This is a genomic window from Terrihalobacillus insolitus (assembly GCF_028416575.1).
Classification (GTDB): domain Bacteria; phylum Bacillota; class Bacilli; order Bacillales; family Amphibacillaceae; genus Terrihalobacillus; species Terrihalobacillus insolitus.
In genome coordinates this window covers 76,145-93,505 of sequence record NZ_JAMQKB010000005.1, presented here as the reverse complement: position 1 = coordinate 93,505, position 17,361 = coordinate 76,145, and the positions used below count along the sequence as shown (strand labels likewise).

General features: G+C 36.3%; 13 protein-coding genes. 3 read left to right on the top strand and 10 right to left on the bottom strand.

The window, feature by feature from the left end; translation table 11 throughout:
* Window positions 1-11: 11 nt before the first annotated feature.
* The 10 genes from NC797_RS07255 to NC797_RS07210 all read right to left on the bottom strand — a co-directional run bounded on the left by NC797_RS07255 (window position 12) and on the right by NC797_RS07210 (window position 12,987).
* The gene (locus NC797_RS07255) at window positions 12-992 is read right to left on the bottom strand and encodes a hypothetical protein (RefSeq protein WP_272436109.1); all 981 of its coding nucleotides are present in this window, start codon (window positions 990-992) and stop codon (window positions 12-14) included.
* On the bottom strand, window positions 985-2,523 hold the full coding sequence (locus NC797_RS07250; RefSeq protein WP_272436108.1) for an ATPase, T2SS/T4P/T4SS family: 1,539 nt from the start codon (window positions 2,521-2,523) through the stop codon (window positions 985-987). Before NC797_RS07250 ends, NC797_RS07255 begins: the two co-directional genes overlap by 8 nt.
* Complete coding sequence (locus tag NC797_RS07245; protein WP_272436107.1) at window positions 2,520-3,710, bottom strand: P-loop NTPase family protein; 1,191 nt, start codon at window positions 3,708-3,710, stop codon at window positions 2,520-2,522. Before NC797_RS07245 ends, NC797_RS07250 begins: the two co-directional genes overlap by 4 nt.
* A 15-nt stretch (window positions 3,711-3,725) precedes the next feature.
* Window positions 3,726-4,460, bottom strand: a complete 735-nt coding sequence (locus NC797_RS07240; protein WP_272436106.1) for a hypothetical protein — start codon at window positions 4,458-4,460, stop codon at window positions 3,726-3,728.
* Window positions 4,461-4,474: 14 nt separating this feature from the next.
* Window positions 4,475-5,989, bottom strand: coding sequence for a hypothetical protein (locus NC797_RS07235; protein ID WP_272436105.1), 1,515 nt, complete (start codon window positions 5,987-5,989; stop codon window positions 4,475-4,477).
* A gap of 208 nt (window positions 5,990-6,197) precedes the next feature.
* The gene (locus NC797_RS07230) at window positions 6,198-6,815 is read right to left on the bottom strand and encodes an HD-GYP domain-containing protein (RefSeq protein ID WP_272436104.1); all 618 of its coding nucleotides are present in this window, start codon (window positions 6,813-6,815) and stop codon (window positions 6,198-6,200) included.
* Window positions 6,816-6,829: 14 nt separating this feature from the next.
* Window positions 6,830-7,786 (bottom strand): replication-relaxation family protein, encoded by a 957-nt coding sequence (locus NC797_RS07225; protein WP_272436103.1) that lies wholly within the window; start codon window positions 7,784-7,786, stop codon window positions 6,830-6,832.
* Window positions 7,786-8,688, bottom strand: coding sequence for a S1 RNA-binding domain-containing protein (locus NC797_RS07220; protein ID WP_272436102.1), 903 nt, complete (start codon window positions 8,686-8,688; stop codon window positions 7,786-7,788). Before NC797_RS07220 ends, NC797_RS07225 begins: the two co-directional genes overlap by 1 nt.
* Window positions 8,689-8,930: 242 nt before the next feature.
* Window positions 8,931-11,639, bottom strand: a complete 2,709-nt coding sequence (locus NC797_RS07215; protein WP_272436101.1) for a type IV secretory system conjugative DNA transfer family protein — start codon at window positions 11,637-11,639, stop codon at window positions 8,931-8,933.
* Window positions 11,620-12,987 (bottom strand): replication-relaxation family protein, encoded by a 1,368-nt coding sequence (locus NC797_RS07210; RefSeq protein ID WP_272436100.1) that lies wholly within the window; start codon window positions 12,985-12,987, stop codon window positions 11,620-11,622. Before NC797_RS07210 ends, NC797_RS07215 begins: the two co-directional genes overlap by 20 nt.
* 1,054 nt (window positions 12,988-14,041) lie before the next feature.
* Here NC797_RS07210 and NC797_RS07205 point away from each other — a divergent pair.
* From NC797_RS07205 to NC797_RS07195, 3 genes are all read left to right on the top strand, one after another.
* A complete protein-coding gene (locus NC797_RS07205; RefSeq protein WP_272436099.1) occupies window positions 14,042-14,350 on the top strand; it encodes a hypothetical protein in 309 nt (102 codons plus the stop codon).
* A gap of 20 nt (window positions 14,351-14,370) precedes the next feature.
* On the top strand, window positions 14,371-15,684 hold the full coding sequence (locus tag NC797_RS07200; RefSeq protein WP_272436098.1) for an FtsZ/tubulin family protein: 1,314 nt from the start codon (window positions 14,371-14,373) through the stop codon (window positions 15,682-15,684).
* A gap of 618 nt (window positions 15,685-16,302) precedes the next feature.
* Window positions 16,303-17,298, top strand: a complete 996-nt coding sequence (locus NC797_RS07195; protein ID WP_272436097.1) for a coiled-coil domain-containing protein — start codon at window positions 16,303-16,305, stop codon at window positions 17,296-17,298.
* Window positions 17,299-17,361: the final 63 nt, after the last annotated feature.

Below are 17,361 nucleotides of genomic sequence, written 5' to 3'. Positions count from 1 at the left end.
CTCACACCTCCTTAAATATCATTTTTGGGACGTTTTAACATCATTGCTATGAAAACGGAGAAGATAACTCCCACCAAGCAGATCACGAACAACGATAGTGTCCACTGATTACCAAATTGAAGTTGCACCCAGTCTTGGGGGCCAGATACAAAGTATCCTAATCCAATTGACATGATGAAAATTGGGATAGTAAGGAAACCGTTAAATACTGAATCAAGCGTATTAGACTTTTCCTGTTCCAGCATTTCTTCTGTGCCTTCAATTTGACTAGTTAATGTTAAAAGTGTCTTTAATACGTTTTCGTTATGGAGATAAGACTTTATAATAATATTTCCTAGCCTTTTTGCCCAACTACTCCCAGCTGTATAAACAAATAACTTAACAGAAAGTCTTAGTTCTTCTTCATTCCTAGATACCTGGAGGTCAGATATAAGCTTTAAGACAATCTTCCTTAATGTTTTATCCTTAATACCCTTTTGTGTTGCTACAAGCGCATGGTACATATCATAATGATGTGCATTGTAATTTTGCGTTAGAGATTGTACAATGGCCAGAAATTCTCCACCCATTAGAAAACGTAATTTTCGTAAGCGAATTTGTAACAACATATAAGGAATAGAACCAATCAGTAAACCTATTACTAATCCGAAAAAGGCGTCGTTGAATTTGAGAAATATCATAAGAAAGGAAAAGCTGAACAGTAATACTGTTATTACGACAAAAGATATAACATCTTGTTCAGAGTTTTCCTTACTAGTTGTCTTAGCCAGTAAATAAATGTGTTTCATGAAAGGACTAGAAAACTCAACATGACTTTTGTTGTTTTCGGTTCTAATCTTTCTTAACCGATACTTATATTGCCATTGGTTTAACTTCTCTTTTAATGGTGCTTTGATAATATGCTTAGTGGTGTTTAGAGCCACTATAATCAGCAATAGATACAAGATATAAAATACACCGTTACCCCAAATCCAGTGCATGAGTTCATCCATTGGCATCATCTCCTAATATTTCTTTTAGGATGTTATCTGCTAAGGCTTCGTACTTTGCCATTGGTGATACGTTCTCACGTTCTCTTAATAGCTTTACAAGTCTTTTAGTTTCTTCCATATCTTCCGCTGCCATTAGATAGAGTAACCTTTTGGATATATCGGATGAATAATAATATTCATCTGTGACACTACTGTAGCGAATAAGGTCCTTAGTAAAGTGCCTCTTCTTTTCTTCATCCCAGATAATCTCTGTAACTCCGATTACTCTTTTTCTTCTTCTGTCACGGTCGGCGCTCATAGTGACTATAATGTCTATGTTACGTGCAACCCGCTCCAGTTCATTTTCAAACTTACGGTTAGGGAATTCATCCAGAATGTGACGAGTAATCTGGGGTACAACATTTTGTATGTCTGTTAAATGATAGGTGGAGTAAGCCCCTCTTTCTCCTCTCTCACAAGCTTGTAAATATCCCTCCGTTTCCAATGAACGAATCTCACCAACCACAATACTGTCATGCTCCATCCTGAGCAACCTTGGCATAGCATGGTGTAGATCTCCCTCTTTTGCTTGCACTTCAAAACACAAGCGGTCGTTGAGTTGTTCCGTTAAGCCTAATTCAAAGTGTTTTTCCATAACTGCTAATACATAGTCAGGACTTCTTTCTCGAAGCATAGACTTCATAAATGTAGATTTAGCGGAGCGGACCCGGCCAGCAAATATAGTGTTGGGCATTGTTCTAGATAAGGCCCGGAAAATATCAACATCCTCTTCTTTAATTGTTTTAAGACGCGCCTGCTCATAAAGGCTAATGTCTTTAACAATAAATCTCCGAAACATAATGTAGTTTTCTCGTGCCCTCGGCTTCTGGATCATGGTAATACGACTGCCATCTTCTCTTTCGATTTCCAATTCTGGTACCTGTTCGTTAATAACAGCATCTTTTGTACGCATAGTAAAAGTTCGTTTAAGTCGCTCCACGGTATCAATATCTTCAAACTGCTCATCTTGCTTAACAAACTTACCGTCTATATCTATCCAAAGTTCTGTCCCTCGAACAACGGCTGCTTCACTCTTGGGGTATTTCTCCCATTTATAAAGGATACTTGTACCCCACACTTCATGGAATATAGCCTCAGCTAGAGAATCGTAGAAGTTTGGAAAGTCGATTGAAGTGATATTATGTTGCCTTAGCACTTCCATTATCCTTGAGATAAAATATCCCATTGCCTTTTCATCACCAATGATAGCAGCGTGTTGTAACTCTAGCCATTCATTTTCTTTTTCTTTTTGTTCAGTATCGGTTTTTTCTTCTTTTTCAAGAATTTTTCCTAAATCATCTCGGACAATTTGGCAGATTTGTTTGAAGGACTTCTTTCTTGCATAAGTAGTTACAGTAGTTTCTTGGAGTCCTTTTTCTTCAATTGTTTTACTTAACCAATCAGCGGGGTCATAAGGTGTTTCATTGACACCAAGACTAGACTCGATGTCCTCAATAGCTTGGTCCATTACATCTTCTGCTGTTTTAGTCACACCTTCTCCTCCTTTTTCTTACCAAATAGGCTACTGAAAATGCCCTTTTTGTTTTCCAGGTGATGTAATTCAACTGGTTTTTCAGACAACTGAGACTCCGAAATAATTAAGTTAGATATCGTGTCAATGTTCTTTTTATAATTTCCTTCTGCCACATCATATAGTAGACTTTTTTGGCGAATCGAAACTGCTCCTAAGATATCCATATCTGGTAATGTTGCAACACGGTTAATTTCTAGTTCTTCCTCTAAATCCTTTTCACTGATCAATGACATGTTAGGTTGGAACCTATTTAGAACAAGCATAAAATCAGACTTGGTACCCCCTGCTGGTTCGATCAACTGTTGGAAGGTATGAGGGAAATATCCTCTATACCCCTTGTCCTCTTGATTAGTAACAATAAAGCGAAGATTACTAGATACATAGGATTGTGAAGCGTTCGCCGTATCAAAGTGTGTGCCGCCATCGATTAAGATTAAATCGAATGTTTCTTTTGCTACGTCAATCAAATGAGCGATTTCGTCATTCTTATAAAACCTTTGCAGTTTTATGTCTCTGTTTCCAGCTAAATGATAAAAGTCACCATGCTGAGAAACGGCTTCTCCTAACTTAACAGGGGTAAGACTTTTCGTTTTGAGTTCCACTTTCAAATCATTAAGGTACTTTCCTTCGTATTGTAGGAAGTAATCTGCTGGGTCCCAGGCGTTAAGGCTCAATACCAATACTTTTTCATGGACTCTTTGAGAAATAGACTTTGCTATGCTTAATACTGTTGTACTGACTCCTACACCGCTATGAGTACCGAAAAAGCTAACAATTCGTTTACTTGCGTATTCTCCTTTATTGCAAACTACATTCATTACTTCACTTACAACTTGCTCTATGGTGTAACGTTCATTTATGGGAGTTACCCTGTGAGCGGCGCATATTCTTTCAATATGCTTTGTTGATATATGGCTCTTTATATCGTGCAATTTATAAAACATAGGTATGTTTGGAAACTTGTCTCGTATATAGGCTAATTCTTGGTGAGGAGTAAACTTTCCATCAACAAGGAGAGCACTTAGCTCTAAACTTGTGTTATGATCTTCCTTCACTTGGTCCATGACAACGGCTGTTTCAATTTCTTCTTCATTCTGGAACAGTTCCTTATATTTACTGTCGTGACTTACCACACCAATATACATGCAGGTACCTCCTTATCAGTTGTAGGTAATATAGAGCAACTTATCCTCGTCAATGACAGCTCGCATTAACTTTTGAAAGTTCTCTTCATTCAAAATAACTTCTAGATCCGATATATTAGCGGTAGCATTCAATCGTTCTCCTTTTTTAACGGTACCGCCTTTCGCACTTACCACTTCTTTATTGGAAGCGTCCTTTACATACACAACTCTTACATCTTTAAGAAGCGGTTCTTTCAGTGCTTCCTTCTTAACCTTTTCATCCACTTCCTCACTGGTTACAACCTTGCCCTCTTGTTTGGCTCCTTGTTCTTCTACAAACGAGCTGCTAATGGTATAAATATCAATCTGGTCTTTTCTTCTTAGGGAACCAGGCATGGCGAAAATCATATCACTTACTATCGGTCGAATTGCCTCTCCTTCTGATTCATCAGGGATAAGGTTATCGAAATCAACCATCTTCTTGGAAACCATTGCGTTACCAACAAGTAGGTTTGCAGCATCATAACCGATAATGGTCTTCATATCTTCGGCAAATACCACACCACCTACTAAGTCTTGCTTTCTTCGTCTTTCGATTTTTAATTTATCTCTCGTAATGGGTTCTTTCGCATTAATATGAGTTCCAGCTTTCACTACAACCACTTCAACACTGTCGATTTTGTCTTTAATGAATTGGTCATATATAGGAATAGCTGCCAGTAGAATAATGCCTGTCAAGATACCCAAAATAATTTTCGTATTTGGTTTCATATGTACCTCCTGAATTAAGCTTTATTTACGGTGATTTTTTTATTGAAAATTCCTTTGAAAAAGCTGTTTTGCTTAGAATACTTTTTCAAAAATTCTTTTGGTAATAACTCGGTGATTATAGGTTGCAAAGCATTGTTAGCCATTTCTTTATATTTACTATGGTCGTTAATAAATCCGCCTTTATATTGACAGTCGAACACTTCATTACTTGGGAAATCGGGAACAAGTCCTAAAAACTTATCTTTATATAAGTCTTGGATAATCTCATTTTTTAGTAAGCTTTTATCAAAGCGGTTCCCAATTAAAGAGCTCTTATCTTGTTGAATTAACTCACGATAAACATTCGTTTGCTTGTTATCCGGATCTTCAAGGAATTGAATGTTACTTAAGTCCGGCTCAATAACAAAGAAAGCATTTGTTGCAATATCGAATATGTCTTTGTAAATTTCTCTGTGCCAATCAGTACCTACATCAACTATGGTGACTGTAGACTGTGAAGCAAGCAGAATTTTAATGAAGACGTCGAAGGGAATTTCCTTTAGATCATAAATAGGTTCATTCTCTGGATGTTTGACCACCATATTAATATCTTCAAGAGTCCAATCAAAAACGCTCGGCTTCTTTGGGTCAATTTCTTTCGTAAATTGATAAAACTTGCTGCGGTAGTCTGGGTTTAATTCATGGCCGATAAAGCGGTCATAAGAATAAGCGGGTGAATAAGGACTTTCTACGTAAGTGACACTCACTCCAATTTTCGCTAATTCTCTTGCTAAAAGATGAGAGATAAAGGTGCTTCCGCTACGGGAGAAAGGACCGCCAATCATGATCAGTTTCTTTTCTACCGGAACACCTACCACTTTTTCAACTTGGTTTAGTACCTGGATGTTATAGTCCTTTTTCACAACTTGTTTATTAACGACATTTACTTTCTTCTCTACTACTTTATTTACGACTGGTTTTGGGGCTTTTTCAGCCTTTCGTTGTTGTTTATCTTTAGTGGCTGCAACCTCTTCTTTGTCCTGTGGCTCTGTTCCTTCTTCAGGTTCCTCGTCCTCTTCTTCAGATTCGTTGTCAGAGGGGGCGTTCACCCTTTTAGTAGAAGTTTTAAATTTAGAAACTCGTGAAAACCTGGGTTTATCCTTTAATTGCTCAATCATCTGCACGATATCAATGGAGTTATCGTTAAAAATGTCTAAAACATTACTATCTACAAGATAACTAAGAAAAGGTTCTCCTTTTTTTCTTTCACATAAGAAAACTACTCTAATAGAATCGTCATAGCTTTCCCGCAGGGTTTGAATAAAGGTCAACCATTCCTCTTCCCGGTCTTCCTTGGAAATCATATCCGTTGGTAAATAGTAATCATGAACAATAAGTATGTCTGGTTTTTCTAAATCAACAATTTCAAGCAAGTAACGATGGTGCATTACTTCCTGCTCCAACACAGTGAAATCACTTTTCTCTGATAGGTTATTGCGTATAATCTTGCTGTAATCGGTATTTCCTATAGCTAATAAAATTTTGCTCATTACTTTTCACTCCGTTTGGTAATACATAAAAAAACCCCGAAAAAATCACGAATGAACAAAATGTTAAGAAAACATTGTTTCATGATCTTTTCGGGGTTTTCCCGTCATATTAAATTTGGGTTCCCAGCTATGGGTGAGATAGCCGGGAATTCTTCAGAAAGGTCTTTCTTAAAAAACTTTAAGAAAGAATGTTTATACATGAAGTTTATCACTCCCTGTTATAGTCGTCAACCTTCTTACTATCGGAAAGGTGGCCACTATCTGTATTCTCAACCATCGTTATAAAATGTGTTACCAGGGATGGTTCATACCAAACCCCTCTTAGTTTATTCAGCTGATTTATGGACCATTCAAGAGGGAACGCTTTTTTATAGCTGCGCATATTGGTCATGGCATCAAAACTATCCACAATCCGTAACATTTGAGCATTCCAGGGGATATTATCCCCGCTTATTTGAGAAGGATACCCACTACCATCGTAATTTTCATGATGATATAAAACTCCGTGTAAAAGCAGCTGTGGGTATCCTTCTTTTTTTAATAACTTATACCCGTTTAGACTATGGTCTTTAATGTGATTATACTCTAAATCAGTGAGTTTACCCTTTTTTGTTAGCACTTCTTTGTCAGTAAACAACTTCCCAATGTCATGGAGTAAGCCGAGTTTATAAAGCCCTGCTAACTTCTCTTTAGGGATGTTTAGAAATTTACCAAACTTCCACAAAATTGTTGCAACCCTAAGCGAATGTTGATATGAATTTGGATCATGTTGGTGTAGACTTTCTAATAGTTTTACATGACGCTGTACCATATTGATTTGTTGCATTTTTACCTCCAACATTATTTCTTCATCAGAAAATCCATTCGCACCCTTTTTAATCCATCTTTATGAGGCATATAAAAGGCGGTGTCCAGTCCTTCCTCAAGCATATCTTCTTCCACACACACCCATATAGTAAAAGGAAAGGTGTCCAACAATAAATCTGACTGAAGTTTTTGCGCTAATGATAAAGTAGAAGCAAAGAGAACCACAGGAGACATGTTATTTGCAAAGTCGGTTACTGGGATTTTCCCTTCTTCATCACAAACATGTTTCCAACTATTTAATTTATCTTTTAAATAGCCTACAAAGTCCTGGCTCATCTGTGCTCTTTCAATCAATAGATTTAGGTTTCCTCGTGGGGTTTGTATCTCAGCTACCCCCATAGGCTTTTTAATTCGTGGATTATCGCTAACTAACGCATTCCATTTCCAATTACGCGCCGCTTTAGCCTCAATCAACCTGCAGCGTAATTCATTTACCGCTACATAGCGTTGAACAGCACCTACACCTAGTGTGTCCCATCTGTTTGGGTCCATGAAGAAATCTTTATTATAGTAATGCTTTAATAATTTGTATCCCGCTATACCAAGTACAAAAGGAGCGGGTGGTTTATATGAATCTTCTTCTGATTTAATTCTTACTTTCCATCTCTCCACTAATCCTACCTTGCGAAATCTCTCCAGTCGTTGAGATACATCGGAACGTGAAATTTTAGATGATAAGTACCTTCTTAATTGATCTTCGTTACAGCAAATGGCATCCCCTAATACTTTTATAATCATAATATCTGTATCGTCAATTCGTCGTTTAAGATAAAGAGATAAAACGGCTTCTATCGTCACATAAGGATAATAACCCTTTGGTAAAAATTTATATCCTGTTATAAGCGGGTGGTCCCAAAATGGTACCTCACCCCGCTTATTATAATAAAATGGATATTCTAACGTCTCATTCTGTGCTAATTCAACGCTCATTATTCAAACAGGAAAGCTCCTACGTCTTTCCGCTTTCTTTTACCACGAGGGTATCCAATGATAACAACCTTACAGTGACGTTTCTCTTTATCAATCGTTCGAACTTTACAACTAACAATATCTCCTACAACAGGTTCCTCGATATAGCTAGGTTTCATCCCTTTCACCTCTAATCCTACATCTAGCTGAACAAAAATACCGTGAATAGGATTAACTTCACTAATCTTGCCGGCAATAGCTTCCATATCCTTTAATTGCTCCAATTGCTCAAATGGATCTTCTGTTGCAGCTTTACGACTTACCTGTACCATGTTGCGTTCTTTATCGATACGTAAAACCTTTACTTCTACAGTGGTACCACGTTCAATCTGTGAAGAAATATCTCTAATTCGTCCATGGTCCCAATCGTATTTAAGCATGAAGCAGTCAACGCCATTAACTTTAACAAAGATTCGTTCGGTTTGTGGGTTAAATCCGGAGATAACCCCTGTATATAGTCGCTCAGATAATTCATCCTTCTGATTCAAATAATCGAGTTCATCCCAAAACAAGTTTTTCTTAATTTCATCTGCTTTCTTAACACTTACAATTGCCATCTTATTTTCTAGATCCAGTTGTTCAACGATAAACTCTTGAATAGTACCAACAAATCCAGTTAGCGATTTAAAGTCGTGGTCCATAAATTCACTAGCTGGGCAGTAAGCCTTGATCCCACCCGGCAGCAAAAAGATAGCTACTTCGACTTCTTTAGTTACTACTCTTCCATTTTCTTGAATAGGCATTTTGCGAAACGCTACAGATCTTACTACCCCTTTGGTGATTTCATTATTTCGCTTAATCCTAGCGAGTGTTTCTAATTCTTCTTGGCTACTCCAAGATTGTCCTAAAACTTCCTCTGGCATGAGAGCCCCTCCTTAAGTTAATGCTTTGAATCAATATTTTTGAGTAAGAAAACAAAAACACCCCAAACCTATAGTTAGATGGCCGTTTTAGGCACTAACACAAGTTTGGGGTGTCCCAGTATTATTTAATTGAATTGAATTTATTTGTTTCCTTACTCTCGTATTACATTAAATACTACAATATATTTATTTAAATGGCAACTTTCTTTTTTAACCTAATTTCTACAAGCAAGGGTTTTCCCTTACTCATAATCCTCCATAATTGAGCTGAGATCATTATTGTTAGAGGTGGGTTCATTATCAGATTTAACCTTGTCTGTCTCCTTTTTAATTTCATTTAAAAGTTGATTATGTTCCTCTGACAACTCGCTAACTGAAGGTTCAGCATTACCCTCTGTCTCATCCCTTCCTTCAGTGTCATCCTGTTCACCAAATACATTACCAAGCGGGTCGAAATCCTCATCAATAGGGATATCAGTTGTCTCCACTTTTTGTGGATGGACAGTCTCCGTATCAAGTTTATCTTTATTAATTTCTTCCGTAACTGTGTCCTCTTTATTAAAGACAGCTATAGGAGCGGGTTTAGAAAAAGAGTTTGGACTTATACCCTCAACAACCTCTTGATTCTTTGTAGAATTTCTTTTCCTCAAACGATTGCTCGTCGGATAATCAATTGGCCGTTTTCGTTGAGTATCCAGCTCGGCAACTATTTCAACTTCTTCACCTTGCTCTCCCTCTTCATTACTTTGGTCTTCCGATTCCTCTTCCTCGATTGGAGTATCCACTAGGACTGGCTCATGTGTTAGCATTCGATCCCTTTCAGATAACCATAAAGCACCGTTTTCTTCTACAACAGCCATAACCGCTTTGTTGAACTCTGGTTTAGGTACAAAGTTTGCGTCAATTTGTCTGACTGGCATAGGACGATTGTTTTTAACAATTTTAACAGCTGCTTGAAACTGTTTCTGAAAGATAATATCACTTGGCGATAGTATTGCCTCTTTGGTTTTAGCAAATGAGTTACCAGCCCTTAAGGATGGAGATTCTTGCAAAGGGGAAACGGTTTGTTCACTTTGTGTTTCTTCAAATCGTTCCTCTTCACCAAAAATAGCCGAGAATAATTGAGCATCATAATCTGGAATATCACCATAAACCATTTTGTGACGTAATGTACCCAGTAACGTGTGCATATAAGTCTCACCATACTTATCAGCCAACTGTGAAACTGTCTGAGCAACAACCGTAACAATTGTTTTATATTTCCGCGATTGAGCGGGGAATTCTTTAAATGGACGATAAATGAAATCCGGAAATTCATCCACCAGGATATGATGAAAGTTAGAAGAGTTTGGTGTTCTTCTAAACACGGCGTTCTGTAAACTAAGCAGAACCAATTTCCCTAAAATATTGGATAAGCCTGCCAACTCTCCCTTAGCAGTGTTGAGTAGGAGGACCCCACCATACTCTAAATGCTTGTCGAAATCGAAGTTGGATTTACCGAACAACACACGACGAATGAGTTTGTTTGCCCCTATATCATTTAGTATGTTTCTTAAACCTTGGACATACTCCGCTTTTGCGTCATAATAAGCGATTTCTCCCCTATAATCACCGGTTGTTATTTGTTCTGGTTGGCCTTGTCTATTTGTTTTAGGTAAAAGGTTTAGGTCAAACCATTCATCCACTTGTTGGACAATCTTCCAATGATTTCGTTCATCACGATCTTCTATCTGTTCAATATCATCTGGGAAAGTACCCTTTAATTTAACGTGCATTTGTCTGACCAGTTGGGAATTGTTGTACATATCAAGCAGCATATCAAAAGTTACTTCTTTATCTGGTTCATGCAATTTTAATAAATATATATAATGCTTTAGATGGTTCCTTTCCGATTGTTGAAAGAAGAAGTTACCACCATCTCCGCCTTCAGCAAGTCCTTCGATAACCATTGCGAATGCTTCTGCAACTTGGTCAACAGGGCCTTGCATAGGATTAATGTTTGGTGTATTTGGATTTGTTGGGTCAATATAAAAGACCGACTCTTCCGGAATTTTATGTGCTTTAACAAGTTGAAATGTTTTCTGACATAAATCGTTCGAAGGTTCAATAACCGAAATCCCATTTAGGTACATTCCTTTAACTTCCTCAGTATGATAATCCTCTCTTTGTGACTGCTTAGGAAAATCATTAATGAAACGAGTCATCCAATGCAAATCTTGATTAAGTATAGGTAATACCAGTGCAGCTGTCTTACCTGTTCCGATACTACCAATAATTACGTTATTTAGCGTTCTATCTTTACCAGGCTGTATAATTAATTCATTTGTTTCTGAATCAGGCCCCAATTCCACATCTGGCCAATTCTCATCTTCCCCCATTCTGAAAAACCTTTGGAGAAATCGTGACTTAAACTCAAATTCTTCGAAAACTTCTTTTAAGGTGTCATTATGAAGTGAGTATTGCCCACCCAGCCATATAAGCAATAACGTGATAACAATACCTGGAAGAAATACTAACAAAATCATCAAATTATCGGTATTACCAATTAAAACACTATGCCAAACATTAACTACATCAACTTCCGCTACTCTTTCTTGCAGGTAAGGTACTACTGAATTGTAAATAGGAGCAGTTATCATCCAAGTATAATAAGCGGTAATACCAAAGAACATCTGAAAGAAAATAAATGTTCTCCACACCATTTTTTGGAATGTCTTTACCTTGGTTGAAACTAACCATGCAAATATTGAAACAACGGTTGTCACTACTAGTCCCAATAATGAAGGGTGAAGCGGATTCCCAAATAACAAAAAAACAGGAATCGAATCGGTGAATTGTCCTACCATGAGAAATATATAATTGGCCAGCGCCCTAATGGATAACCAAAAGGAAACTAGCAATAATATTATAGTCAGGATCAACGGCGACTTCTTAATTAAAACTTCTTTCAAAAGTTGTCACCTCCCTAGTAAATGGTTTTTCGGGCGGGGATTGATAAAATATTGGTTCTGTCTCTATGTTATTTAACCAATTCTCAGTAGAACCCCACAGAACAAAATCATAATTATCCGCTACTGCGTCATTTTCAAATTCTTCTTCTTTTGGGTAGAAGGCAATGATTTTATCTATTTTCCTTTTGTATCCCCCGTCTTTATTCAAATGGGACAGAAAATGAAGCCTATCAACAGATGCTGCATTTCCTTCATCCATCAGCAAAAACAGCACGTTTTTTGTTAGTGAACCCGCTCTATTTGTGAGGGCGACCGCTCTATCCGCATACATTTCTTTCGGAACTTTTGAGGTATATACACTTGAATTGTCGAGAGTTTCAAATTTGCAATCAAAATGTTCGTTAGAGTGTTCAAGAGCGTCGATAGCTGTATCTACTTCCAGTTCAATACCATCATTGGTGAACGGTTTATTTCCTAAAAGAATATTTAAGTTAGCTTTAGAAGTTCTTCCCAGTGATGTAGCGAAAACGGAAAGGTTGGAGATTCGCTCCTTACCAATAAGTAAATTTTTTATGTTATAAGAACGTATTTTTCTATTCTTTGGGTATATTTTTTCTGTTGATATAGAATCATCTAATATTCCAATCATAACAATATGTTCCTTATCTGGTTCCTTTCTTGCTATTTCCATGTACCTATCTAATTTTCCTTTGATTTGAGAGAGTCCCTCACTTGCAGTATCAGATTCTATATAAAGCAACCTATTCCCCTTTTTCAGGACCCAATCAGGAAGTAACCTCTCAGTATCTTTGTCAATATTTCCTTTCAGCTCATTATATTCATAAGCACGGGGGGAATAAGAGTCTATTAATGGTTCCTCTATATCTAATTTCCTAAAATACAATGTGTGATTAGCTAAAGCTGTTATCACCATTTCTTTTATTCCGGCATTATGATCCCTTTGATTAGTAGAGTGTTCAGATGTGTAGCCATCAGTAAATCCACTCACATTGATATTTTCCCAATATGAAGGCAAGTAATTATTTTCCACGAGAAGGGAAACTCCTTTATTTGTTATTCTTACAATCTTGGGTGGATTACCAAATTTTTTCTTAATGGTATAGGTCATAATTATCCCTTTTTCTTTCCATTTATATAATTTTGATTTAACTGTTTCCTGAGAGGCGGGTTGGAATAAATTATGGTATTTGGTTATCTGAGTAGACTCTAAAATCCTTTGGGTAGCAATCAATTTTAATAAGTTCAATTCAAATTCTGCCAACCATAATCCCTGCCCGTTTGGCCCAGTCTTAACTCTTAATATCTTCTTTTCTCTTCCTTTCTGCACTTCTCTTCCTCCCTTTAACAAAAAAACCCCCAACAAATAAAAACTGTTCCACAGCCTTTATCCATTGAGGGTTGTTCCCTAAAGTATTTAATTTATTATTTAGATGGCACCAGGAATTATATCACTTTCTTCCACAGATATCCATACTGACTCAAGTAAATCTATATACAAAATTATGTATAAAGTTACATGAACAACACTTTGCAATTTTCTCCTTGTTTTAAAGTGAATGTGTTAAATACAGATATTTTTTAAAGTACATGGAGAGTTTGGGAAAAGTGATAATTCGGGCTCTAAATTTAGGTAAAATATTACCTTTTTGACACAGGAAAGTCAAGGTTACATAAAAGAAAAATATGCCTTTCTATCATGGGTTGAAGTTCATACGCAACCGTATTAACCTCAGCGTATGAAGTATAGTTCATACGCTTGGGCCGAAAAAATCAAGGAAATAAAGCCATTGTTAATCAAAGGCAATATAATAAAAAAAGGAACTGATTTGAAAGATTGTAAATCTATAAATTACTCAAATGGTATGCAAAACGCTAATTGATTTTAACATGGATATATATTCTGATTATGACACACCATTTTTACTATTTGCTTAGTGTTCACCAGTCATCCCTCCCCCCTGCTCCCCTTTCCTTATAAAAAACGACCACACGACCAGAAAGTCCAAAGATAATATCCGGAATATCAAAAAAAATATAAATGTGGAAGGAAGAGGTTTTACTGGTATAAGGTTTTTAGAATTACTTTCATGAAAATAAAACGGATCAAACATAACAAAAACAACAAATAACACAGTAGCAATTATCCCATCATTTATTGACGCAATTAATGCCGCAATATAAAACATTTGATATAAAAGGGTTTAACGGGTATTTGTTTTGAGATATTTTTAAGTTGACCAAATGTATTTTTAAGTGATATTCTATATTTACGCAATAACTTACGCAGTAATTGAGTGTAATAACATCAATGATTTAAGCAATTATGACGGTTATTACCCGCACTTACTTCAGCAACTAAAATTCAAAGGGGGTTGCCATATTTGACTAAGGAAGACATCCTGGATACTTTAAGTCAACGCCTGGGAGATGCTATGTACATATTGATCGTTTTAAAAGATGGTCCATTACTAAAAGAAAAAATCCCAGAACACGTAAACGAGTATTACCAACAAAAGATGGGCGAACCAGAGAAAGAAGTTATTTCCTCAAGACATAAATTAGACATTTTGACAGCGAAGTTAGAAGGTGCCGGTCTGGTAAATGTTCAAGAAGTAGGACGAGCAAGAATGTTTGAACGCTCTAAGCTTGCTGACGAATTAAGCAGACACATGAAATTAACCAAAAAATAGGTAGTAAAGGAGAAGATTAAATGTCAACAACTCTTACTCAGCAGAAACTTTTAGATCGATCTGATATTAGTTTTTCAATGAAGTTTGGTTACTTAGGTTTAGGGATGGGTGGCTGCTCTATTGCAGCTGAATGTGCCAATATCAAGACAAACGTAAAGAACGGTAACTATCCATACAACGGTCTTTTAATTAATACTAACAATATGGACTTTGAAAAGATTAATATCAAGAATCCAAACATCGAAAAGCTTCCTATAGGCTCTGGAAAAGGTGCTGGACGAGATATCGAAGTTGGGGAAAATGCCTTCTTAGATCATCAAAATGATGTTATTTCTGCAGTAAAAAGGCAATTCATGGACAGAGATTTCATATGGATTGTTGCAGGATTAGGGGGCGGAACTGGTACTGGTAGTGTAATTGAAGCTATTAAACTATTACACAAGAACGGTTATCAAAGAAAATTCGGGTTAATTCTTACATTACCAAGGAATAAAGAAGGAGCAACAGTCATAAGTAATGCCTTAGAACGTTTACAGAAAATCTCACAAGCTATGAAAGGTCTAGGTTCTATTATTTTAGTGGATAACCAAAAACTATATGATAAATACATTAAACAGAACCCTAATGCTTCCCTCTCGGAATATTTGGAGTTTAGCAACCAATTCATATCCGATACGTTACATGAATTAAATGTTGTAACAGCAAGCTTCAAGCCATATGGAGATTCTCATTTCGACTCAAGTGAATTTGAGAACTTAATTAAAACACCTGGTGTCTTGTCTTTATCTAAGTTTTCTATTGAAGAACGAAAAATCGATCTGGAAAACGAGTCTAGTTATCTACCACCTTTAGAAGAGTCCATTGAAAGTGGTATTCTCTCCGACGGGTATAAATTGAAGAATGCTCAACGTGCTGCTACAAGTGTAATTGCTAATAAATACACTGCTGAACGTATTTTCACATTAGGCTTTACGGATAGAATTGAGAATATAGTTGATGATAAAGCTCCGCTAGCTGGTGAAAAACCGATTGCCACTTACGTTGATGAAAAAGCAAAAGGAGTTCATTTCTATACCGTATTTGCTGGATTGAATCTCCCTACTCGAGTCAATGAATTGGTGAAAGAAAATGAAAGGTTAATGGAATTACAAGAGAAAGAAACAGAGGAAGATGACGTCTTCGCTTCCCTACAGACTTTCACCCGAAAAAAAAGAATAGATAATGAATCTGACGACTTAGATTCTTTACTTAGTACATCTAACTCAAGTAAAAGTCAAGATACAGATAAAAAGAATAGTAAAGATGAAATTCACAATCCTATTGATGATCTCTAAGAATTCCAACTATAAGGAATGCCCCGCTCCGTTAGTGAGCGGGGTTATTTATTATGGATTATAATCCCCCTAAATTATAGTCATTTTTAGATGAATAATGTTATGGTTATCATTTTAATTATGTAGATATCGTATAACCCTTAGTTGGCAGCATTTTAGTTCCCTATTATCGCATTGCAAATTGAGATTACCAAGTAATATCAAGTAATTAAAGAAGTAACTATAGTTTCCAAATTATTTTTTAACCTTTAACCAGGCCTCTTCTAAATATCTCATTCAATTCTACAGCGCTATGAGAAAATCAACTTCGATCACAAGCGCAATAAGAAACGAATGCCATCGCATCAAGGCGCTATACCCCTGTAAACGAATTATAGCTAATGCGCTATAAAGCGTTTGTGTAGCGATAGAATGTAATTGAACGTAATGCAATGTCATTAAATATATCCTTGCGCTCCCTTGCGTTTGAGTTACGCTATACTATGTCCGCGTAGCGTATTAGCTATATATCGTTTGTGAAGTGATAGCGCACATAAATTCCTTGATTTATGTGGGTTTGAAAGGTAATATGAAGATAAATTATTGTAGATATCCGCAATAGCGGGGAGTGATTAAAAAATGGAAATCGATATGAAAGATCTATTAGAAGAAAAGTTTGAGGACGATCCTTTAAGGCGAGAAATAAAAATAAATAAACTGGAAAATGACCTATACACTGACAGCATTTTGAGTATGCACCCAGATACCACTTATAGCACAGTGGAAGCAGGGGATATTATAGGAAGAAAGGACAGTACGTTAAGGAATTATTTTAGAACAGAGCTGTTGGAGTACATAGGACCAGATAAGTTCGGGAAATATTACCGATTAGATTATATTAGCGTATTTAAATTACATATGATTTTATTGCTAGTGGAAAAAGCTAATAAATCCACGTCAGATTTAGCTTATTTTTGTGGTTTAGCACCTTTAGTATCGACAGGTAATAATAAAAGAAATGGTCAAGGCAATAACTCCAATACTCCATCAACTAATAATAATCAAATGCTTCAAGAGATGGATCAATTAAAAAGGATTATGTTTATACAAACATTAAGGGCAAAGCTTGCAGATGAAAAATCGAGCTTGACGAATTTAGAAGTAAAAATATCTAATACTCAAAGAGAAATCGACTCATTAGAAAAAAATATTGAACTGGCTACTTTAAAGCACCAAAATGAAAAAGTGGAACGAAAATATCACCGGATGTTAGATTATTCATTAAAGAACACAGTGGCCAAAAATACTGGTACTCAAAAATGGAGTTTAAAAAACCTTTTTAAAGGTCCGGAATCTTCTGGTGAGATAGACGTGGACAAGGTCATGAAAGAAGCCGTGGAGATAGCCAATAATGAGAGGGAAGAAGAAGCAAATAAGGAAATTGAACAGAATAAGCAATTATTAGAAGAGAAGAAGAAATCTATAGAGGTTCTTAATGATAATCTGCAGCAACAAAAAGAAAAAGTAGCTGATGCAGAGAGAAAGATGATTGATTATCAGAAAAATCCTGATCAGTTATCTTCCGAACATTTATCTCAATTATTACTAAGTGATTCATCTACCCAACAAGAGTGAAAATAAATATTTGCAATATTCTGAAATTATGATATACTGACTTTATCTAATAATCGAGGTGAT

Bases quoted from the DNA above. Each gene is read 5' to 3' on its own strand.
- NC797_RS07220 (WP_272436102.1), bottom strand. From the start codon at position 8,688: ATGCCAGAGGAAGTTTTAGGACAATCTTGGAGTAGCCAAGAAGAATTA.
- NC797_RS07245 (WP_272436107.1), bottom strand. From the start codon at position 3,710: ATGTATATTGGTGTGGTAAGTCACGACAGTAAATATAAGGAACTGTTC.
- NC797_RS07225 (WP_272436103.1), bottom strand. From the start codon at position 7,786: ATGAGCGTTGAATTAGCACAGAATGAGACGTTAGAATATCCATTTTAT.
- NC797_RS07230 (WP_272436104.1), bottom strand. From the start codon at position 6,815: ATGCAACAAATCAATATGGTACAGCGTCATGTAAAACTATTAGAAAGT.
- NC797_RS07255 (WP_272436109.1), bottom strand. From the start codon at position 992: ATGGATGAACTCATGCACTGGATTTGGGGTAACGGTGTATTTTATATC.
- NC797_RS07240 (WP_272436106.1), bottom strand. From the start codon at position 4,460: ATGAAACCAAATACGAAAATTATTTTGGGTATCTTGACAGGCATTATT.
- NC797_RS07200 (WP_272436098.1), top strand. From the start codon at position 14,371: ATGTCAACAACTCTTACTCAGCAGAAACTTTTAGATCGATCTGATATT.
- NC797_RS07235 (WP_272436105.1), bottom strand. From the start codon at position 5,989: ATGAGCAAAATTTTATTAGCTATAGGAAATACCGATTACAGCAAGATT.
- NC797_RS07195 (WP_272436097.1), top strand. From the start codon at position 16,303: ATGGAAATCGATATGAAAGATCTATTAGAAGAAAAGTTTGAGGACGAT.